This is a genomic window from endosymbiont of Ridgeia piscesae (genome assembly GCF_001443665.1).
GTDB classification, from domain to species: domain Bacteria; phylum Pseudomonadota; class Gammaproteobacteria; order Chromatiales; family Chromatiaceae; genus Endoriftia; species Endoriftia persephonae.
This window is the reverse complement of the sequence record NZ_KQ557123.1, coordinates 32248-51555: the sequence shown is the minus strand read 5'-3', so window position 1 is coordinate 51555 and position 19308 is coordinate 32248. Positions and strand designations below refer to the sequence as shown.

17 protein-coding genes and 1 pseudogene are annotated in these 19308 nt (G+C 60.2%); 10 read left to right on the top strand and 8 right to left on the bottom strand.

The genetic code is table 11. The annotated features are described in order from the left end of the window. Positions 1-22 precede the first annotated feature (22 nt). The 5 genes from Ga0074115_RS06120 to Ga0074115_RS06100 are packed head-to-tail and all read left to right on the top strand — an operon-like array spanning position 23 to position 4187. Positions 23-922: a 4Fe-4S binding protein gene (locus tag Ga0074115_RS06120; RefSeq protein ID WP_057955115.1), complete on the top strand. Its 900-nt coding sequence runs from the start codon at positions 23-25 to the stop codon at positions 920-922. A 1-nt stretch (position 923) separates the two neighbouring features. Further along, the gene (locus Ga0074115_RS06115) at positions 924-1895 is read left to right on the top strand and encodes a NapH/MauN family ferredoxin-type protein (protein ID WP_060528322.1); all 972 of its coding nucleotides are present in this window, start codon (positions 924-926) and stop codon (positions 1893-1895) included. Between the two features lie 39 nt (positions 1896-1934). Beyond that, positions 1935-2801 (top strand): ABC transporter ATP-binding protein, encoded by an 867-nt coding sequence (locus tag Ga0074115_RS06110; protein ID WP_005958992.1) that lies wholly within the window; start codon positions 1935-1937, stop codon positions 2799-2801. After that, on the top strand, positions 2791-3360 hold the full coding sequence (locus Ga0074115_RS06105; RefSeq protein ID WP_198295046.1) for a hypothetical protein: 570 nt from the start codon (positions 2791-2793) through the stop codon (positions 3358-3360). The genes Ga0074115_RS06110 and Ga0074115_RS06105 overlap by 11 nt, the downstream gene beginning before the upstream one ends. Beyond that, positions 3360-4187 carry an ABC transporter permease gene (locus Ga0074115_RS06100; protein ID WP_005958994.1) on the top strand — a complete coding sequence of 276 codons (828 nt, stop codon included), beginning with the start codon at positions 3360-3362 and terminating at the stop codon, positions 4185-4187. The genes Ga0074115_RS06105 and Ga0074115_RS06100 overlap by 1 nt, the downstream gene beginning before the upstream one ends. A 63-nt stretch (positions 4188-4250) precedes the next feature. Here the strand turns inward: Ga0074115_RS06100 and Ga0074115_RS06095 are convergent, their stop codons facing one another. The 3 genes and pseudogenes from Ga0074115_RS06095 to Ga0074115_RS17235 form a co-directional block, all read right to left on the bottom strand. Continuing rightward, positions 4251-4934: a c-type cytochrome gene (locus Ga0074115_RS06095; protein WP_057955117.1), complete on the bottom strand. Its 684-nt coding sequence runs from the start codon at positions 4932-4934 to the stop codon at positions 4251-4253. A gap of 140 nt (positions 4935-5074) precedes the next feature. After that, on the bottom strand, positions 5075-5434 hold the full coding sequence (locus tag Ga0074115_RS06090) for an inner membrane CreD family protein (protein WP_232432931.1): 360 nt from the start codon (positions 5432-5434) through the stop codon (positions 5075-5077). Next, positions 5341-5864, bottom strand: a pseudogene (locus Ga0074115_RS17235) (inner membrane CreD family protein). The gene Ga0074115_RS06090 and the pseudogene Ga0074115_RS17235 overlap by 94 nt, the downstream one beginning before the upstream one ends. Positions 5865-6025: 161 nt before the next feature. On the opposite strand from Ga0074115_RS17235, the gene Ga0074115_RS16210 reads away from it, so the two are divergent. Both Ga0074115_RS16210 and Ga0074115_RS06085 read left to right on the top strand, forming a co-directional pair. Next, on the top strand, positions 6026-6190 hold the full coding sequence (locus tag Ga0074115_RS16210) for a hypothetical protein (protein ID WP_157292684.1): 165 nt from the start codon (positions 6026-6028) through the stop codon (positions 6188-6190). Between the two features lie 357 nt (positions 6191-6547). Then, the gene (locus tag Ga0074115_RS06085) at positions 6548-9133 is read left to right on the top strand and encodes a hypothetical protein (protein ID WP_232432930.1); all 2586 of its coding nucleotides are present in this window, start codon (positions 6548-6550) and stop codon (positions 9131-9133) included. 37 nt (positions 9134-9170) lie between these two features. On the opposite strand, the gene Ga0074115_RS06080 is transcribed toward Ga0074115_RS06085, so the two are convergent. After that, on the bottom strand, positions 9171-11267 hold the full coding sequence (locus Ga0074115_RS06080; RefSeq protein WP_057956964.1) for an asparagine synthetase B family protein: 2097 nt from the start codon (positions 11265-11267) through the stop codon (positions 9171-9173). Positions 11268-11430: 163 nt separating this feature from the next. Between Ga0074115_RS06080 and Ga0074115_RS06075 the strand changes: the two genes are divergently transcribed. The 3 genes from Ga0074115_RS06075 to Ga0074115_RS06065 are packed head-to-tail and all read left to right on the top strand — an operon-like array spanning position 11431 to position 14517. Further along, the gene (locus tag Ga0074115_RS06075; protein ID WP_408642706.1) at positions 11431-13173 is read left to right on the top strand and encodes a 2-oxoacid:acceptor oxidoreductase subunit alpha; all 1743 of its coding nucleotides are present in this window, start codon (positions 11431-11433) and stop codon (positions 13171-13173) included. A gap of 1 nt (position 13174) precedes the next feature. Continuing rightward, positions 13175-13999 (top strand): 2-oxoacid:ferredoxin oxidoreductase subunit beta, encoded by an 825-nt coding sequence (locus Ga0074115_RS06070; RefSeq protein ID WP_057956965.1) that lies wholly within the window; start codon positions 13175-13177, stop codon positions 13997-13999. Then, a complete protein-coding gene (locus Ga0074115_RS06065; RefSeq protein ID WP_057956962.1) occupies positions 13996-14517 on the top strand; it encodes a ferritin-like domain-containing protein in 522 nt (173 codons plus the stop codon). The genes Ga0074115_RS06070 and Ga0074115_RS06065 overlap by 4 nt, the downstream gene beginning before the upstream one ends. 7 nt (positions 14518-14524) lie before the next feature. Here Ga0074115_RS06065 and arfB read toward each other — a convergent pair whose 3' ends face one another. The 4 genes from arfB to Ga0074115_RS06045 form a co-directional block, all read right to left on the bottom strand. Continuing rightward, positions 14525-14938 (bottom strand): alternative ribosome rescue aminoacyl-tRNA hydrolase ArfB, encoded by a 414-nt coding sequence (gene arfB / locus Ga0074115_RS06060; RefSeq protein WP_057956961.1) that lies wholly within the window; start codon positions 14936-14938, stop codon positions 14525-14527. Further along, on the bottom strand, positions 14938-15273 hold the full coding sequence (locus tag Ga0074115_RS06055; RefSeq protein WP_157292682.1) for a hypothetical protein: 336 nt from the start codon (positions 15271-15273) through the stop codon (positions 14938-14940). The genes arfB and Ga0074115_RS06055 overlap by 1 nt, the downstream gene beginning before the upstream one ends. 107 nt (positions 15274-15380) lie before the next feature. Further along, the gene (locus Ga0074115_RS06050; RefSeq protein ID WP_060528321.1) at positions 15381-17354 is read right to left on the bottom strand and encodes a monovalent cation:proton antiporter family protein; all 1974 of its coding nucleotides are present in this window, start codon (positions 17352-17354) and stop codon (positions 15381-15383) included. Positions 17355-17493: 139 nt separating this feature from the next. Then, positions 17494-19062 carry an inorganic phosphate transporter gene (locus Ga0074115_RS06045; protein ID WP_057956785.1) on the bottom strand — a complete coding sequence of 523 codons (1569 nt, stop codon included), beginning with the start codon at positions 19060-19062 and terminating at the stop codon, positions 17494-17496. Between the last annotated feature and the right edge of the window lie 246 nt (positions 19063-19308).

Genomic DNA, 19308 nt, shown 5'->3' with positions numbered 1-19308 from the left:
ATTTCTGGAGGCAGGGTCTCTGATGAGTGACAAAACGACGAAAAAACCCAACGCCAAAAAAACGCTTTCACCACGGCGGAAAGAGCAGAGCCGGCGGGAGTTCCTGCGTTCCACTGCGTTGACTGTGGGAGTGGTTGGTGCATCCTTGCTTGGGATTATCCCCGTGGTGCAGGGGGCATCGATCCGGCTGCGCCCCCCCGGTGCGATCAAAACCCCTGATGATGAGCAGGAGTTTTTTGCCTCCTGCATCAAGTGTGGCCAGTGTGTGCAGGTCTGCCCGGTCAATGCAATCAAACTAGCGGACCTCAATGATGGGTTTGGTGTCGGTGTTCCCTATATCGATGCCCGAGCGCAGGCCTGCGATTTCTCCTGCGATGGTTTGCAGTGCGTACTGGCCTGTCCAACCGGTGCCCTGCCCCATCATCTCGACTACCCAGCCGATGCCCGTATGGGCTTTGCTCGTCTCGCCCGTCCCGGTGCCTGCCTTGCAGTACAGGGTAAAGGCTTCAAAGGTCAGGCCAGGGGGCCGGACTATGAAGGGCTTTTACGCTATGACAAGGTGGACCGCTGGAATCCCATTCCGGTGGCGGATCACCCTTACGACCTGGAGTTATGCGATCTCTGTGTGCGCCAGTGTCCTATCGAGATTCGTATCACCCAGTGTGCGGAAAAGGCGAAGCAGGCCGCAGCCTCTGGAGATAGCGGCAAGGTCGCACGGGTAGCGGAACAGCATGGCAACGAATGTCCGCCAAAGCATGCGATTGCGCTGGAGCCATTCGAACTGCCCAATGGGGAGACGAGGATGAAGCCCGTGATCAAGGAGGGGTGCGTCGGTTGCGGTGTCTGTGAAATGATCTGTCCGGTCGAGTCCGCTGCGATTGTGATCGATCTGGATAAAACTACGGATACGCTGGGAGGTTGATATGCGCTACATAAGAGACTCCCTGTCACAGATATTTGGCGCCAAACCCCGTCGGCCCGCCAAGGGCGAGCAGCCGATCGAATTGCTGGAAATCTATCAGGGCAAGAAAGGCAATCTTTCCAAGGCCGACATTGAGACAGTACGCCATGAACACAGGAATACCTGCTGTAATAAATGGCAGCGGCGGCGCTGGATCACCCTGATACTGGTCAATCTGCTGTTTGTCGTCTCCTACTATTTCGACGTGCAGCTGCTGGAAGGCGCGCTTACCGCATCACGCTTTGTGGGTTTTCACATGGCGGATCTCAACTCAGCACTGCAGGTGGGTTTGGCATACAAGCATATCGTGCTGAATCTGGTGATTGGCACCACCACCGTGTTCGTGTTGTGGTTGTTGCTCGGTGGCCGCACCTTCTGCTCTTGGGTCTGCCCCTACCACCTGCTCTCCGAGTGGGCGGAGTATCTGCACCTCTGGTTGGTGAAGAAGAAGATCATCAAGAACCATAGCTTCCATCGCGGTACCCGCACCGTCTTCTATCTGATCTTTGCCCTGCTGGCGCTGCTCTCGGGCTATACCGTGTTCGAGACGATCTCCCCCACCGGTATCCTGAGTAGGGCGCTAATCTATGGCCCGGGAGTGGCGCTGCTCTGGGTTGGGGCGTTGTTGTTGTTTGAGGTTTTCTACTCGCGCCGTGCCTGGTGCCGCTATGTCTGCCCGATTGGCGTTACCTACGGTGTGGTGGGTGTGTTGTCGCCGGTGCGGGTCAAGTACAATGCCGAGGCCTGTCACTATGAGGGTGACTGCCGTAAGGTCTGTCTGGTCCCGCACGTGTTGGATCTGACCATCCGTGGCGCGGCCTATGATGTGAATCAGGATGTGGGCGCAGACTGCACTCGCTGCGGCATGTGTGTGGATGTCTGTCCCACCAGTTCGTTGACTTATGAAGTCAAAGGGTTAAACAAATTTCTCTAGGGCCTGTTAACAGGCCTGATAGTTGCGGTCGCATATTGCATGATCCACTTTTCTAATCTGGTCAAACGTTTTCGTCGCCATGAGGTGCTGAAGGGCGTAGAGCTGACCATCGAGCGCGGCCAGCGGGTCGCGCTGGTGGGTTCCAACGGTGCTGGCAAGACCACCCTGATCCGCTGTCTGCTGGGCGAATACACCTGCGAGGGGCGGGTTACAGTGGATGGTATGGAGCCGCGTAAGCAGCGCCGCGAAGTGCTCTCCATGGTGGGCTTCGTGCCTCAGTTGCCGCCGCCGCTGCGCATGCCAGTGGGACAGTTGATTCGCTTCTCCGCTAGCCTCTGCGGGAGCGACCCGGCGCGCATGATCGGGGTGGCGGGCCAGCTCGGCTTTGATGTCGACAAGTTCCGCCATCAGCCCTTCGTCAAACTCTCCGGCGGGCAGAAACAGAAGCTGCTGATCGCCATCGCGCTGGGTCGCGAGAGCGAACTATTGGTGATGGACGAGCCGGCTGCCAACCTCGATCCTGAAGCGCGCCACATCTTCTTCCAGCTGTTGGCGGAGAAGCAGCAGAACGCGGCGATGCTGATCTCCAGCCACCGTCTTGATGAGGTGGCCTCGCTGGTCAACCGGGTGATTGAGATGGACCAGGGCCTTGTGGTGCTGGACGACCAGGTAGCCGATCTGGTGGAGCTCTCCTCGCGGCTGCGTGTCCAGGTGCGACTGGTACAGCCGGCCGAGGCGTTCGCCAAGGCGATCGGCGAGTGGGGGTTTCGCGGCTCGGCCGACGGCCTGAGCTGGAGCGGTGTCATCGCTGGCCCCGACCGGTTGCGTTTCCTCGGCCTGCTGTCGCGCTATGCGGCGCTGTTGGCGGGGATGCAGATGGATGAGGCTGAAGCGGATGCCGCATAAGCTTGCCTGCTGGCTGGCGGTTGGCCTTGTGTTGCTGCTTGCCGCCTGCTCCGGCGATCCGGGCACAGGTCCAAAAGATGTGAGGTGGGATCGGGATGCCTGCGAGCGCTGCCGCATGGTGCTGAGCGATCGTAACTTCTCGGCCCAGATTCGCTATTTCCCCGAGGAAAAACCCCGCTCCCGAGTGGTCGCCTTTGACGACATTGGCTGTGCCATCTTGTGGCTCGAAGAGCAGCCCTGGAAAGATGATCCGCGCACCGAGATCTGGGTCACCGACCACCGCAATGGCGAGTGGATCGACGCCCGCGTCGCCACCTACGTAAAAGGCAAGATCACGCCGATGGAGTTTGGCCTGGGCGCCCAGCCAGAGCCACTCGAGGGTGGGCTCGATTTCGAGCAGGCCAAGCAGCATATCCTCAAGGTCGAGGAGCGCTTCAATATTCACGGCGTGCATCTGCTGGAGCGCTTCAAGCAGCAGGCGGCGCAGCGTGATGCCGCACGCAAGGCGCAGCGGGCGGAGTCGACATTACCCACCATCATTCCCGAGCAGAAACCCTGATGAAACACCTCTGGCTCACTGCCTACACCGATATCATTGAATCCCTGCGTGCGCGCTGGTTTATGGTCTACTCCATGGTCTTTGGTGGCCTGATAGTGATTCTTTTCGCCTTTGGCCTGGCTGAGTCGCGCATCATGGGTTTCACTGGCCTGTCGCGGCTGCTGATCACTTACATCCAACTGTCGATGGCGATGCTGCCGGTGTTTGTGCTGATCACCACGGTGCGTTCGGTGGCGGGGGATCGGGAGGCGGGGATCTTCGAATACCTGCTGTCGCTGCCGATCACCCTCAGCGCTTGGTTTTGGGGGCGGGTCTTCGGCCGCTTCTTCGTGGTGTTTCTGCCGGTGTTTCTAGCGATGCTCGGGGCCACCGCCTGGGGCATGGTGAAGGGGGCAGAGATCCCCTGGGATCTGCTGATCTACTACACTGCGCTGCTGATGTCGCTGGCCTGGTGTTTTCTCGGTATCGGTATGCTGATCTCGACCCTGGCGCGCTCCTCCGATGTGGCGCAGGGGGCGGCGTTTGTGGTCTGGCTGACCCTGTTACTGTTTCTCGATCTGATCCTGCTCGGGGTGATGATCCGCGAAAACCTGCCGCCGGAGACCGCGGTGGCGCTCGCTCTGGCCAATCCGATGCAGGTATTCCGCACCGCCACCATGATGCTGTTCGACCCGCAGCTGGTGCTGCTTGGTCCGACGGCTTACGTGATCCTCGACAACTTTGGCCAGAGCGGCTACATCGCCTATGCGCTGATCTATCCGATCCTGCTGGGTACTGGTTGTGCCGGCCTGGGTTATTTTTTCTTTAAACGCAGCGATCTGCCATGATCCTGGCAGGCTGCTGAAAAACCTTCCTAAACTGCACTCGCCTGAGACTTTTTCTACAACCTGCTAGTCATCAACGATGGAGAGATAGGCGAAGATATCGCCTAGCTGCTGGTCGCTGAAATCTGCCAGCAGCTCTTCATCCGGCTCTTCGGGATCGTGGATGCGGATCTTGTTGCGATACTTCTTCACTTGCCGCCAAAGGTAGTTGGTGTATTGGCCGGCTAGCATCGGTACTGCTTTTTTCTGGTCACCCAAGCCTTCACGACCGTGGCAGCTGGCGCACTCCTTTCGGTAAAGCGACTGGCCCTTCGCGATATCCCCCGGCGCGCGCGGGATCTGCATTAGCTTCTTCGACGCCAGCAGCCGGGCATAGGCGTCGAAGTCAGGGGCGGTTTCGTCCACCGGCGGCAGTTTGGTCTTCAGACGAACGCTCTCCAGGTAGATCGCAATATCCTGGATGTCTTCATCTGGCATTTGGCGGTCATCCACATACTCCACCATCGCCAGGTTGGGGCGTTCGCGGTCACGAAACAGGTGTAGCTGGAGGGCGATGAATTCACGCGGCATCCCCGCCAAGCGGGGATATTCGCCATCCTTGCCGCCTTGGCCATACTCGCCGTGACAGCCGGCGCAGAGCTCGTTGATCTCCTCGCCATTGTCCGGGTCATAGTCGTGGGCCGCCAAGCTGAAGGGGGGCAGTAGCAGGGTAAAACCGAGCAGGAGTGTGGTGTGTCGAAGTATTTGCATCTGTTCTCTGTTGGGGTGCCGTTTACGGCGTGAGTTTTTTGTTACGGCTGGTTCGTGCCGCGAGCGGCTCTGTTACGGATAATAAAGGATTGAAACAGGGCCGCCCACGGGTGGGCATTAATCTATATCAAATTGGTTGGTTATTCTATTCCCTCTTTATTCTGCTTTGGTCGTTTCTCAACAACTTGCTCAGTGGTCTGATACCAGTCGATATTACGGGTCAGGTACATCACCAGGCCAAGCATCAGAAACAGTCCGATGGAGCCGGCCAGCAGGGCGTACTCCTGTTCATGCAGCAGGGCAAACAGGTAGCCGTAGAGGATGCTTAGTCCACCGCTGACTAGGGCTGCGTTGCGTCTGCTGGTGAGAATTCTGCGGGTGTATCCATATACCAGGCCGACGGTCATCAGGGTTGCCACACAGTAAGCTGCGGTAAAACCGATCTGCTCAGCCAGCGATAGCAGCAGCAGATAGAAGAGTGTGATGGCACATCCCGCCAACCAGCCCCCACACCTGGTTGGAGTTCGAGCGGTTGCCCGCCCCACATCAGCGGGCTGGCCGAATCGATCGCCTTCGGGTCGCTTATCGCGATCACCAGGCTGGCCCGACCCCAGTGCGCCGTGTATCCCGGATACTCATTCGAGATGGTTTCGATCCTGAAGCGACCGGAGAGTTGTAGCCTCGCCTGGTAGAGCGGTATCTCGTAGATGCCTCTACGGCGGGTTTGCTGGCCATCCGGGCATGCGCCTGCAGCGTCTCGGGCAGGATTACCAGAGTGCGTTGCACTTCGGCGCCATCGTCGAGTCGCCTGGTCATCGGTATCACCAGCTGGGGGCCGACGATGTTCTGGGCGTGGCCCCATTTCTGCATCACCTCCTGCACCGCCTGCTCACGACTTAAACTCCGTTCAGCGATCAACCCATCCACCATTGAGATAGGGACCTGCAGCAGCAGGATCAGTCCAAAGATGATCAGCAGGCGCAGTGCCGGGTTTTCCTGCTGGGGCCGGGCCAGGATCTTCTGAATGCCAGTCATGCTTCGTTCCTCCAGTTATTACCTGGACTATTGAGCCGGATGATTCAGGAGGCCTGATGGCGAAACTGTGGCAATCTGCTGATATCAAAACCCATGTGACGGGAGTTAGATGCGGGAAAATCTGCTGGAGTAATGCTGTCAGTGCGGGTGTCGGCAAGATTTACATTCTTTTTCGCCCTGCTCAGGCAGCGAATCGTTCATTTTGCCAGGGAATTTACTGACGGCTCAGGATATTAAGGGTGTTATCTAGCGCGTTTTATCTGTTTCCACGGGGCGAACGCCGGGGGAGATGTGTCGGTGATCTTTACAGAGGCTTTGCCAGCCCCCTTTTGTTATTCAGTTAAGTCATTGGTCGTTATAGGGGAATTAAATTGTGGCCTGAATTTTGCAAAAAATTGTGGCAGTCCCTATATCTGATGCCCAGCCTGCAGGTTTGCGTGAGGTGATTCCCTCCGTTTTTGGTATGGCGTGTCATCGGCAGCGCTTACCCGTGCGGCGCGAATACGATGTCCATTCGTTTCCGCAGAGGTCAGATACGCCTGAGATGTAGCACCACCTAATAACAATAAAGGTAGGCAATGACGATCAAACACCCTCTCAACTGGCCCGGCTCCGCTGAACTGCTCTTCATCATCATCCTGTTTTTGAGCCTCAATGCCTTTGCCGAGCCTCTGATCCAGGCTGGCTTTGACAGCGGTGCGGATGGCTTCAGCTATCAGGACGATAGCTTCCGCGGCACCAGCGCGCCCGCCTATGCGGATGGGGCGTGGAACCCCACCGAAGCGGCCCTGCAGATCGATCTGGGTGGTATCGACAAAAGCGACATCTTCGGCATGTCCGGCGGCTGGCAGCGTGACTTCGAGCTCGGCGGACTGAGCGAGGTGGTGCTGAGTTTTCGCTACAATCTGACCCAGAGCGCCTGGTACGAAAGCAACGAGCAGAGCCAGATGCTGGTGAGCATCGACGGGATGCTGATCGGCGTCTCGCCCAACGACTACATCGATCAGGTGACCGGCAACGGTAACGGTGGCCCGGACGAGACCACCGGTTGGCAGCAGGTTGAGCTCACCCTCGGCAACCTGGCCGCCGGCAGCCACCGCCTGATCCTGGGTGGCTACAACAACCAGAAGACCGCGGCCAACGAGTTGACCCGGATTCAGTTTGACGACCTGCTGCTCACTACTGGTGATGGTTCCGTGGGCGGTGGTGGTGGCGGAGGTCAGCCGATCGATGGTGATCTGGTTGTTATCTCTGCCAACGATCTTGGCATGCACTGCGCTGATCTCGATTACCAGGTGTTTAGCATTCTGCCGCCATTTAATGTGGTTCATGCCCAGGTGGTCAAGAAGGGTGTGGAGGGGCAGCCGCCGGAGATCCTCGACGATACCCAGCTCGAGCTTACCTATGTGGCGACCAGCAGTGCCAACGATCCGGTGGGTGCGGGCTCGATAAATACCACTAGCCAGAACGGTGAGGTCTATAAGAGCAACTTCTGGGAGATTCAGGACGCCAATACGCTGGCCTATGGGGGTTATGGGACACTCTATCCGTTTGATAATGGCCTTAGCATCCTCTCGGGTTTTGAGCATCTGCCGCCCGATCTGGGATTGCCGGTGCCGGATCTGATGGAGCTGGCGCTGGGCAACCTGGTGGTGCATCAACAGGCGATGCCAGGCATCTCTGATCCCTACAATGCGAATCAGCCGCAGGCGTTCAAGCGCTTTGATCGGGATCTGCCATTATTCGCTGGTCTGCCGTTTGGTTCCACCATTGAGGGCGTGAACTGGTTTGCCGCAGATGGCATTCCGCTCCTACCGATCGATGATCAGGGACGTTCCAACGCCTATCCGCTGATGACAATCACCGCCGTCGACAAGGCAACAGGTGAGGATCTCGCCAGCACCGATATCGTGGTGCCGGTGGCTTCCGAGGCGGATTGCGTCAACTGCCATGGCACCACCGATGATGGCTATAGTGGTGTTGCTGCCGACTTTGCATCGGTCTCCTTCGACTATGTGAGTCAGGCACTCAATGATGGTGAGGTCCCCGGGCCGGAGAAGCATAACAACGCTGCCAAGATCAACATCCTGCGGCTGCACGACACCAAACATGGCACCGATCTCGATAATCAACGGCCGGTGCAGTGCTCCCAGTGCCACTACTCGCCGGCTCTCGATCTGGCACAGCAGGGGCCGGTGGATGATGATCCGGAGTCTGGCGGTCGTCAGCAGACCAGCCATGTTTCGATGTCGCGGGCGATGCATCAGCATCACGGTGAGCTGATGTTTGCTGATGAGCCACTCTTTCCGCAGATGCCGTTGCCGGGTGAGCGCACCTTGGATGAGGCCGCTGATGTATTACAGGCGACCTGTTACCAGTGTCACCCGGGTAAGAACACCCAGTGTCTGCGCGGTGCCATGGCGGCTGGCGGGGTGGTCTGCCAGGATTGTCACGGCAGCATGGTTCAGGTGGGCGATGACTTCACCGAAAACCTCCCGCATACCCCCTATCCGGAGGGAGCCGACTCGAGCAAGCGGGTGCCCTGGGGCAGCGAACCAGGCTGTGGTTCCTGCCATACCGGTGATGCGCTCAATCCAAACCATGAGGGTGAGGGGCTGATCGTGGCGCCAGATGGGATTCGTCTGTTGCAGGCCTACCGCAGCGACGATATCACTGCAGAGCCGATCCGTTCGCCCGCTTCACGCTTCACCGAGAACCAGCCTCTCTATCGCCTGAGTACGGGCCACGGTGGAGTGATGTGCGAGGGCTGCCACGGTAGCACCCATGCGATCTTTCCCAATCCGATGCCGAATGCCAACGACAATGTGACTGCCACCCAGTTGCAGGGCCACAGCGGCACCATCATCGAATGCGAGACTTGCCATGAACCGGGCAGTCTGCCGATGACACTAGGCGGTCCGCATGGCATGCATAACCGGGGTGACATGCGCTGGACCGACCATGAGCACAAGGAGTTCTTCAAGGATGACCCTGACGCCTGTCGCAGCTGTCATGGTGCCGATCTGTTGGGAACTGTGCTCTCCGCGGCTGCTGCAGCTCGTCACTACGAGATAGAAGATAATGAGATAGTTGATATCGCTCGGGGTGAGCCGATCGGCTGTAACCTCTGCCACGAACTACCGGAGGATGAGAATGAGGATTGAACAGTTCGATGAAGCGCGGCTAGCGAAAAACCGGCCGTCATACAGGACCACTCTGCGCAAGGTAATGCTGCTCGAATTCAGGATCCTGCTCGATCTGCTCACCCTTAACGATACTCTGATGAACGATACTGAGACAGATCGCGGTCTGGTGAGCCGAGCGAAGGTGCGTCGCCAGGAACGGATCCTGCGTCTCAACTGCCTTGGCCTGGTCCAGCAGCCCCTGGAGTCGGCGCCCCTCCGCCAGGCCGCACAGCGCGAAAACCTGGTCGCTGTTGAATCGCTTGATCAACTGCGCCGAGTCAAGGAAGGGAGCGTTGAATTGCTTTTTCGGCGTCTGGGCAAACTCCGGCGGAAACCGACGCGCGTAGCTGCGGCGTAGCAGCACCTTGTCGTGCAGACCGCTGACCAAGGCGTGATCGGGCAGGGCGTGGATCAGTCGGCGCATGTGCCCGGAGAGAAACGGTGTGCGGCCTTCCAAGGTATTGGCCATCTCCATCCGGTCGCCGACCCAGTTGAGAATCAGCACCGGCAGATGAGTCTTTGCGAAGTAGTTCTGCCACACTAGCAGGGCGTTGTCGGGGGCACAGAGGGCGTCGTCGATCGCCAGTCCGGCGCCAAACCAGCTCTGGATCGAGCTGGCTTGGCTAGCCAGCCAGCTCTCCGCCTCATCTCCGAGCAGTGCCTGGGTGATCGCCTGGATCTGGCCGAACAGCGGATGGGGCACGCCGAGCAGGCGGATGCTGTCGACAAAGTCTCGGCCGCTGCCGGCCGCACTCGATCCAGCCAGCCAGGGGTTCTTGCTGTGGGCGGCGAAACGTCCGTTGTAGAGTCGGTCCCGTCCCCGCGTGCCGAGGGGTATTCTCTCCAGCAGCTGCAGAACCTCGCCGCGGGTCTCGGCCTGCCCGCGGCCACGCATCACAAATCGCCACCAGTTGGCGTAGCGGTAACTGGGGTAGCCGCAGAGCAGCTCGTCGGCACCGTCACCGGTGAGTACACCGTGTACATACTGGCGGGTGAAGCGGCTCAGCCACCATTTGGCGGCGCCGTTGGTGAAGGGTTGCACCAGCTCGCTGTTCTGCACCGCTAGTGGATAGGCGTAGTCGAGCGCTGTGCCGTCGATCCGTACCAGGTGGGGATTGAACCCGAGATGACGGGCAAAACGCAGCGCCTCTTCTGATTCATCGTAACCGGCCTGTTTGAAACCGACGGTGAAGGTTTTCATCGGCTGCTCGCGCCCCGTGAGCCGGCCCAGCTCGAAGGCGACCGCCTTGGAGTCGACCCCGCCGCTGAGATAGACCCCCAACTCCACATCGCTCAGCAGCCGCTCCTGCACCGACTGGCTGAAGGCCTGCTCGAACTCATCCTCGCAGGCCAGTCGACTGCCGCGGACGGATTGGCGGATCGGTGTGGTGGCGGTGCGTAGCGTACAGTTGAAAGCCTCGCCATTGCGCCGTGCTCGCAGGATGGCGCCAGGAGGGATCTGGATCAGTTGCTCAAAGGGGGTGCAGATCGGCTCGAACAGGCCGACGAACTGGCGCAGTAGCCCATCCCGGTTCCAGCGTTTTGGAGAGGTAATGCCTTTGATCTCGCTGGCGAACTCCAGGATTCCGCTGCTGAAGCTGTACTCTGGGGAGAAGCTAGCGAAGGTGCGGCTGTCGATGTCGTCGGCGTGCAGAAACAGCGGTTTGACGCCGAAACGGTCGCGGTGGGCGATAAAGCCGCTGCCGTTGCGGGCCAGGATCACAAACGCGTATTCGCCCTCGAGTTGCTCGAAAAACGCCTCGCCGAAGGCCTTCCAGCCCTCGATCAGGGTTTCGGTATCGCTACGGGTCTTGAAGCGGATGCCGCTCTGGCGCACGATCGCGTCGCGCAACTGCAGGTGATTGTAGACTTCGCCATTGAAGAGGATCAGATGTTCCCTGTCGTGGCTTGGCATCGGCTGCTGGCCGGCGCTGATATCCTGGAACGCCAGCCGGTAGTGGCTCAGCCAGAAGTGTTCACTCAGTTGTTCCCGGTGTTCGGTATTGCCGCGGTGTGCGATGCGCCGGGCAGCCTGGCGAAAGCCATCGAGCGCTGGCGGGAAGCGATCTCTGATCGACTCGCTGTGAAACAGAATGCCTGAGAAACCACACATAACAACACCGATTCCTTCTCTGCTGCTCGGTTGAAAGCGGGCGCCCATCATAAACCGATCCCGTTACCTTGGTCAGCCGCAGTTGATCTAACCCAAGGATCCGCTTGCTGGCTCGCCTATCATTGGATGCAGGAGAGGACGATAGATTGGACCGATAGGATGAATGCCAGCTAGGATGAATGCCAGCAACAGAACTCGGAGTTTCTCGATCGCCATCACCGGCTCCGGTGGCAGCGGCGCTGTCACGACCGGGCGTATCCTGCTGGAAGCGGCGGCGCTGGCCGGCCTGCAGGGAGTGATGATGCGTTCGGCAGGACCGCAGATCCGTGGTGGTGAGTCGGCGGCGATGGTGCGCTTTTCCCCCTCGGCGGTTGATTGCATGGGGGATAGATTTGACCTGCTGCTGGCCCTCGACTGGAGGAATGCCGAGCGTTTTGCCGATGAGATCCCGCTTACTGAGCAGAGCCTGATTCTGGCTGATCCGGCGGTTGGTGAGGTGCCGTTGCAGCTGCGTGGCAACGGTGCGCAATTCCAGCCGGTGGCGTTTAAGCAGCTCGCCGCCAGCCTCGAAGGAGGGCGCATCAATATGGTGGCTCTGGGGGCCGCAGGGCGGGTCATCGGCCTCTCGCTTGCTTCTCTTCAGCAGGCGCTGAATCGCATCCTCGGTCCCAAGGGGGAGCGGGTGGTGGCGGGAGCGCTGGCGGCCCTCGAATTCGGTTATGCTCAGCCGTTGCAGGCGCGTTTTTCACCGCCGTCAGAAGAGCCTCAAGAAGAGCGCTGGAACCTCAGCGGCAACCAGGCCTGTGCGCTGGGAGCGCTGCGTGGTGGGGTGCGCTTTGTCGCAGCTTACCCGATCACCCCGGCCAGCGAGATGCTGGAGTGGCTGGCGCCACGGCTGGAACAGCTTGGCGGCTCGCTGCTGCAGGCGGAGGATGAGTTGGCCTCAGTGAACATGATCATCGGCGCCTCCTTTGGCGGGGTGGCGTCGCTTACCGCCACCTCCGGGCCGGGGCTGAGCCTGATGATGGAGGGATTGGGGCTGGCGGTGATGAGTGAGACGCCGGTGACTGTGGTCGATGTGATGCGCGGTGGGCCTTCCACTGGTATCCCCACCAAGTCGGAGCAGTCCGATCTGAATATCGCCCTCTACGGGATGCATGGGGATGCGCCCCATCTGGTGCTGGCGCCCCTGTCGATCGTGGACTGTGTCTTCACCACTCAGTGGGCGGTACAGCTGGCGGAGCATCTGCAGACCGTATCCCTGGTGCTCTCCGACCAATCCCTCGGGCAATCACGGGCGGTGGTATCGCCGCCAGCGGCAGTTGAGCTAGGGTTGAGCCGACGCGTGGAGACGCGGCCGGCGGACGATTATCTGCGCTATCAGGTTAGTGAGACGGGTATCTCACCGATGACCCTGCCGGGCACCCCGGACGGCATGTATACCGCCGATGGCCTGGAGCACAACCGCCAGGGAACCCCCTCCAGCATGGCGGTGGATCATCATGAACAGCTCGCCAAGCGTGCGCAGAAACTGGCGGAGTTCGACTTTGGCGAAGCCTGGGCGGAGATCCGCGGCAGCGGGCCACGCTGCATCATCACCTGGGGCTCAAGCAATGGGGCGGTGTTAGATACGATGCGGCGGCTGGAGGAGCAGGGGGAGGCGCTGCTGGTGATCGCACTGCGCCTGCTGATGCCGCTGCAGAGCGCCGCGTTGCATCAGGCCCTAAAGAGGGTGGAGCAGATCCTGGTGGTGGAGCAGAACCACTCCGGCCAGCTCTATCATTATCTACGGGCCGAGGGGGTGCTGTCGGATTCTGCCCACTCACTGGCCCAGCCTGGGCCCTTGCCGTTACGGCCAGGACGGATCCTGCGTGCACTGGATGAGATCGGTGGATCGGGAGGCTGAGATGAGCGTGCCTGCACTCAAGGCGAAAGACTACAAATCGGCGATCAAGCCGGTCTGGTGTCCGGGCTGTGGCGACTTCGCGGTGCTGGCTGCGCTGACCCGGGCACTGGCCCATCTGCGGTTGCCGAAACATCAGGTGGCGCTGGTCTCCGGTATCGGCTGCTCCTCTCGCCTGCCTGCCTATCTCGACAGCTACGGTTTTCACGGCGTACATGGCCGCGCGCTGGCGCTCGCCTCTGGCCTCAAGGCGGCGCGCCCCGATCTGACGGTGATTGCCGCTGGCGGTGATGGCGATGGCTTCTCGATCGGCGGCAATCATTTCCTGCACGCCTGCCGGCGCAATATGGACATCACCTACATCGTGATGGACAACGAGGTCTACGGCATGACTAAGGGGCAGGCCTCGCCCACCACCCGGCCCGACTGGCTCTCCAGCAAGATGACCCCCCACGGCACCGGCATCCCTAGCTTTCAGCCAGCGGCGATCGCCCTGGCGGCAGGAGCGGGATTTATCGCTCGTGGCTACTCTGGCGATCCGGCCGAGCTGACACGGTTGCTGGTGGAGGCGATCCAGCATCGGGGCTTCGCCTTTGTGCAGGTGTTGAGCAGCTGTGTCACTTTCCGCCCTGAGCAGCGCGAGTGGAAGCAGCAGGTCCATCCCTTTGATGGGGTGCCGGTGGACGATCCGGTGGAGGCGGCACGGATCATCCAGGCCGACGATGGCCGCTCCACCGGGTTGATCTACAAGGGTGAGCTGCCAGTCTGGCAGTTGGAAAATCAGGTGATGAGCGCGCTGGCCCGACTCGAAGAGGAGTTTCTAGTATGAGCAGTGATCAATCCCGGATCATCGAGTCGCTGGTGGAGTTCCTGGCTCATGCGCTGGAGCTGGAAGAGGCCTCGGTGGGGCACTATGAAGAGCTGGCCGACAGCATGGAGATCCACAACAATCCGCAGGTGGCGGAGCTTTTCCGGCGCATGGCGGGTTTCAGTCAGGAGCACGCAAACCAGGTCCGGGTGCGGGCAGAAGGGCTGGAGCTGCCGGAGATCTCCCCTTGGGAGTTCAAGTGGGCTTGCCCAGGTAGCCCCGAATCCTCCTGCATGGAGGAAGCCCACTACCTGATGAACACCGCCCAGGCGCTGCAGATCGCTCTGTTTAACGAGATCCGTGGGCGGGATTTCTACTTGCAGGTGGCCGAGACCTCGCCGGATGCCAACGTGCGCTGGCAGGCCCAGGAGATGGTTGAGGAGGAGGCTTGGCACGTCAAGATGCTGGAGGAGTGGCTGCAGGAGGTGGAGGTGGAGACCCCGCTGGAGGATCTCGATCCGCCAAACAGCCCGGAGTAGGGTGGGGTCAATGCTCCACCTTGCGCCGCAACGACTTCTGCTTGCCCCGTTTTGACTTCTCATCGAGACGCCGCTGCTGGGCGCCTTTGCTCGGCTTGGTTGCGATACGCTTCTTACGTACCACCGCCACGCTGCAGATCAGCTCGCGTAGCCGCTCCAGCGCATCGGTCCGGTTCTTCTCCCGGGTGCGGAAACGCTGTGCCTTGATGACGATGATCCCCTCGCTGCTGATGCGCCGGTCGCGTAACGTCAGCAGCCGCTGTTTGTAGAAGTCCGGCAGGGACGACTGGGCGATATCGAAACGCAGATGCACTGCACTGGAGACTTTGTTGACGTTCTGCCCGCCGGCTCCCTGGGCGTGGATCGCGCTCAGTTCGATCTCCTCCAGGGGGATCGTGACCTGGTTTGATATGCGCAACATTAGAGGAGCAGTTCCAGGCTGATCGTGATCACCAGCGTGCCGATCAGGCCATTCACAAACTCAATCCGCAGCAGCCGCATCGGATAGGTGGACTGGATCCACATATTCCAAAAGCGAGGATAGACCCGCAGTACGCCGAAAAGCAGGCCTAGTATCAAGGCCGCCTGGAGGCCATCAACTGGAATTAGTTCTCTCAGCCAGAGATCGGCCAGAGTGTCGATAAAAGGATTGCCGTAGAGCGCCCCCATGGCCGCAAAATGGATCAGCCCGGCCGGAATGGACCAGATCAACGCCTCAAAAAGCATGATCGTTTCTCCTGACATTTTGCGCACCACTCCAAGAATTAAGAGATGGTAGCTGAGGCGCTATTGAGTTCCAATGCCTGCAACTGCTAGTTCTGGTGGGCGGCAATGAGGCGGTGATCGCAGGGACTGTGAACGCATCAACCGCGCACCAAAATCTCCTCAGCATGCTCCAGCTCTTTCGGCGGGCCCTGGATGATCAGGGTGTCGTTGGCCTGTAGGATGATCTCAGGGTCAGGCGTTTCGCCGTGAATACCGTGGCGGCGCAGGCCGATCACCTCGATATCATGGGACGCCAGCCCCAGTTCGCCGATGCGTCTGCCCACCGCCCGGCACTGCTCGGTCAGCACCAGGCTGTGGCGGTGGAAGTGGTCCTCCTCCTCGACCTGGTCTTCGAAGGATTCGCCGTGGAAGTAGCCGCGCAGTCGGCTGTAGTGGTCGGCGCGGGCCTTTTCGATCAGTTCGTCGATCTCGCCCTTCTCCACGTCGAGATGGCGCAGGGTGTGGGCAGCGAGCATCATGCTGGCCTCGATCGACTCGGGCACCACGTCGTTGGCGCCCGCCTGCTCCAGATCTTCCAGGTGGTGGTCGTCGTGGGTGCGGGCGACGATCATGATCTCGGCTGAGACCTTGCGGGCGGTATGGATGATCTGTTCACTGAGGTGGTGGTCGTGGAAGGTCACCACCAGCGCCCGCGCCCGCTCGATACCGGCGCTGTGCAGGATCTCGGCGTTACGGCTGTCGCCGTAGAAGACCTGTTCACCTGCCTCCCAGGCCTCGCGGATCAGTACCGGGTCGAGGTCCAGCGCGACATAGTTGAAGCCCTCCTCTTTGAGGAAGCTGGCCAGATTCTGGCCGATGCGGCCGAAGCCGCAGACGATCACATGGCCGGAGAGCTCGTCGCTCGCCTGGGAGAGGTTCTGTGCCTGCGCCATCCGCCGACCCAGGTAGTTGGCGCAGACCCGTTTGGCGAAGGTGCCGTTGTGGCGGATGATCAGCGGCGCCAGGATCATGCTGAGGACGATGGCGGCCAGCACGGGCTGGGTGACCTCGCTGCTGAACAGCCCCTGGGCGATGCCAAGGGTGATGAGGGCGAAGCCAAATTCCCCACCCTGGGCGAGCACCAGGCCGCTGCGCAGGGCGACGCCGAACTCGTGGCCGCCGAAGTGCGTGATGACGATCACGATGGCTGCCTTGCCGAGGATCAAACCAAGGGTGATCAGCGCCACCCAGTGCCAGATCTCCGGCAGCACCATCAGATCGAGCTGGGTGCCCACTGAGATGAAGAAGAGTCCCATCAGTACGTCGCGGAAAGGGCGCACCTCTGCCTCGACCTGATGCCGGTACTCGGTCTCGCCCAGCATCATCCCGGCAAGGAAGGCCCCCAGCGCCAGGGACAGCCCGAGCTGGTAGGTGAGTGCTGCGGCGGCCAGGGAGACCAACAGGATGGTCAGGGTAAACAGCTCGATGGAGTGGGCCCCAGCCACCATATGAAACAGCGGCCTCAGTGCCCAGTGGCCGAGCGCGAACATCAGGGCGAAGGCGAATGCCGCCTTGGCCAGCGCCCATAGCATCGGTTGCAGCATGGAGCCGCCGCTGGGGTCGGCGAGGATCGGGATCAGCACCAGGAAGGGCACCACCGCCAGATCCTGAAATAGCAGGATACCGAGCGCGATGCGGCCATGGCGTGATTGCATCTCCAGCTGTTCGATCAGCTGCTTGGTGGCGATTGCAGTGGAGGAGAGGGCGACGATGCCGCCGAGGATTAGCGCCCCCTGCCACTCTACCCCCAGATACCAGGCGATGCCCCCGGCAAGGCCAAGGGTGATCAGAACTTGGGCGCTACCCAGCCCCAGCACAGTGCTCTTCATTGCCAGCAGATGCGGGATGGAGATCTCCAGGCCGATCATGAAGAGCAGGAACACCACTCCCACCTCGGCCAGCAGATGGATCGCCTCGCCGTCCGGTACCCAGCCGAGGGCGTGGCTGCCGGTGAGCACCCCGACCATTAGATAGCCGAGGATCGGTGGCAGATGAAAACGGCGGAAGATGGCGACCGCCCCCACCGAGCAGGCGAGCAGCACCAGGACATCATTCAGTGGGCTGTGATCCATGCGGGTTCCTCAACTATGGATGGGGAATCATAACCCAGTGCGAGGAAAAATAGGGCGTACCTGCGATGGGGATAAAGCAGGGCGGGAAGTTTCCTGCCACCAGGCCATGTGGCTGGCCTGATGGCACGGAGGGGGAGAATCAGGGCATCAGCATGCCGCGCAGGGTGAAGAAAATCATTGCCGCCATGATGCCGGAGACTGGCACGGTGATCAGCCAGGCGGCAACGATCTTCAGCAGATTAGAGCGCTTCACCAGCTCAGTCTTGTAGACCCGCTTCAGGCTCTTGCGTTCCTTTTTCGAGAGATCTGCCTTGGCCGAATGCTCCTTCAGCTGCTGTAGCATTCGCCCCTTTGTGGGAACTGATGCCTTCTTGAAAGCCTGCAGGAACTTGGCAACCTCCGCCTCGTCCCTGCCGTGGTGGTGCTCCTCGATCTCCGCCACCATCTTGGCGTAGCTGCTCTTCAGAAATTCGCGCAGAAAGCCAACGCCAAACACCGCACCTACCGCAATGTGGGTAGAGGAGACAGGCAGCCCCATCTGGGTGGCGATGATTACGGTGATGGAGGCGGCCATGGCGATGCTGAAGGCGCGCATCTGGTCCAGTTCGGTGATCTCGGAGCCGACGGTGCGGATCAGTTTGGGGCCGTAGAGCATCAGCCCAACGGCGATGCCGATGGCGCCCACCATCATTACCCAGAGTGGGATGGCGGCCTTATCCAAGACGGCTCCACCAAGGATTGCTTCGTTGATCGCTGCCAGTGGTCCGACCGCGTTGGCCACGTCGTTGGCGCCGTGGGCGAAGCTGAGCAGTGCGGCGGCGAAGATCAGTGGAGTGGTGAAGAGTTTGTTGACGCTCGCCTTCTCCATCGGCAGCTTGTCTGCAGCCCGTTGCACGATTGGGCGGACAAAGACGTAGATGCTGGCAGCGAGCGCGGTGCCGATCAGGCCGGCGGTGACAAAGTCGACCTTCCAGACCTTCTTCAGTCCCTTCAGCACCAGATAGGTAGAGAATGCCCAAGCCATCAGGGCAATCAGTATCGGTACCATCCGCTTTGCCGCGCTGAGCATATCCTGCTGGTAGGTGATGGTGCGCTTGATCAGGTAGAGGAAGGCGGCGGCGATGATGCCGCCGAGTACAGGTGAGATCACCCAACTGGCGGCGATCTGCCCCATCTTTCCCCAGTTGGCGATATCCATGCCGCCGGCGGCGATGCCGGCGCCCAGCACCCCGCCGACGATGGAGTGGGTGGTGGAGACCGGAGCGCCCAACGCAGTGGCGATGTTGAGCCAGATCGCGCCGGCAAGTAGCGCCGCCATCATCAGCCAGATGAAGGTGTCGGTGTTGGCGATCTGACCCGGATCAATGATTCCCTTCTTGATGGTACCGACCACCTCGCCACCGGCAATCAGGGCGCCGGCCCCCTCGAAGATCACGGCGATGACGATTGCCCCGCTCAGCGTCAGGGCGCGGGAGCCCACTGCCGGACCGACATTGTTGGCCACATCGTTGGCGCCGATGTTCATCGCCATGTAGCCGCCGATCATCGCCGCGGCGATGAGCATGAGGCCGCCGGGCAGATCGCCGTTGGTGATGCCGGAGTAGAGCATCACAGCGACGATAAACACGAGCGCGGTGCCGAGCCGAAACAGTTCAGGGCGACCGGGCTGGGTGGCGTTTTCGATCTGATTGATGTTTCGCAGTTCCATGGTTTGACTACAGTGGCTGGTGTTGATGGATGTGGAAGGTTGGGATTGCTGCTGGCAAAGGGATGTTGCCGCAGAATCGTAAAAAATAATGCGCTAATTTTGTCATATTTTTGCTCAAAATGGGCGGTTTAGATCAAGAGAATTTGGAGGTTTTGATCGCTTATCGGCTCAGGGCCGTGGCTGCCTGGATTTTGTCAGCCCAGTTCCCCCTCTTTGCCGAAAACCGGGTAGTGTGAGCTTTTCGTG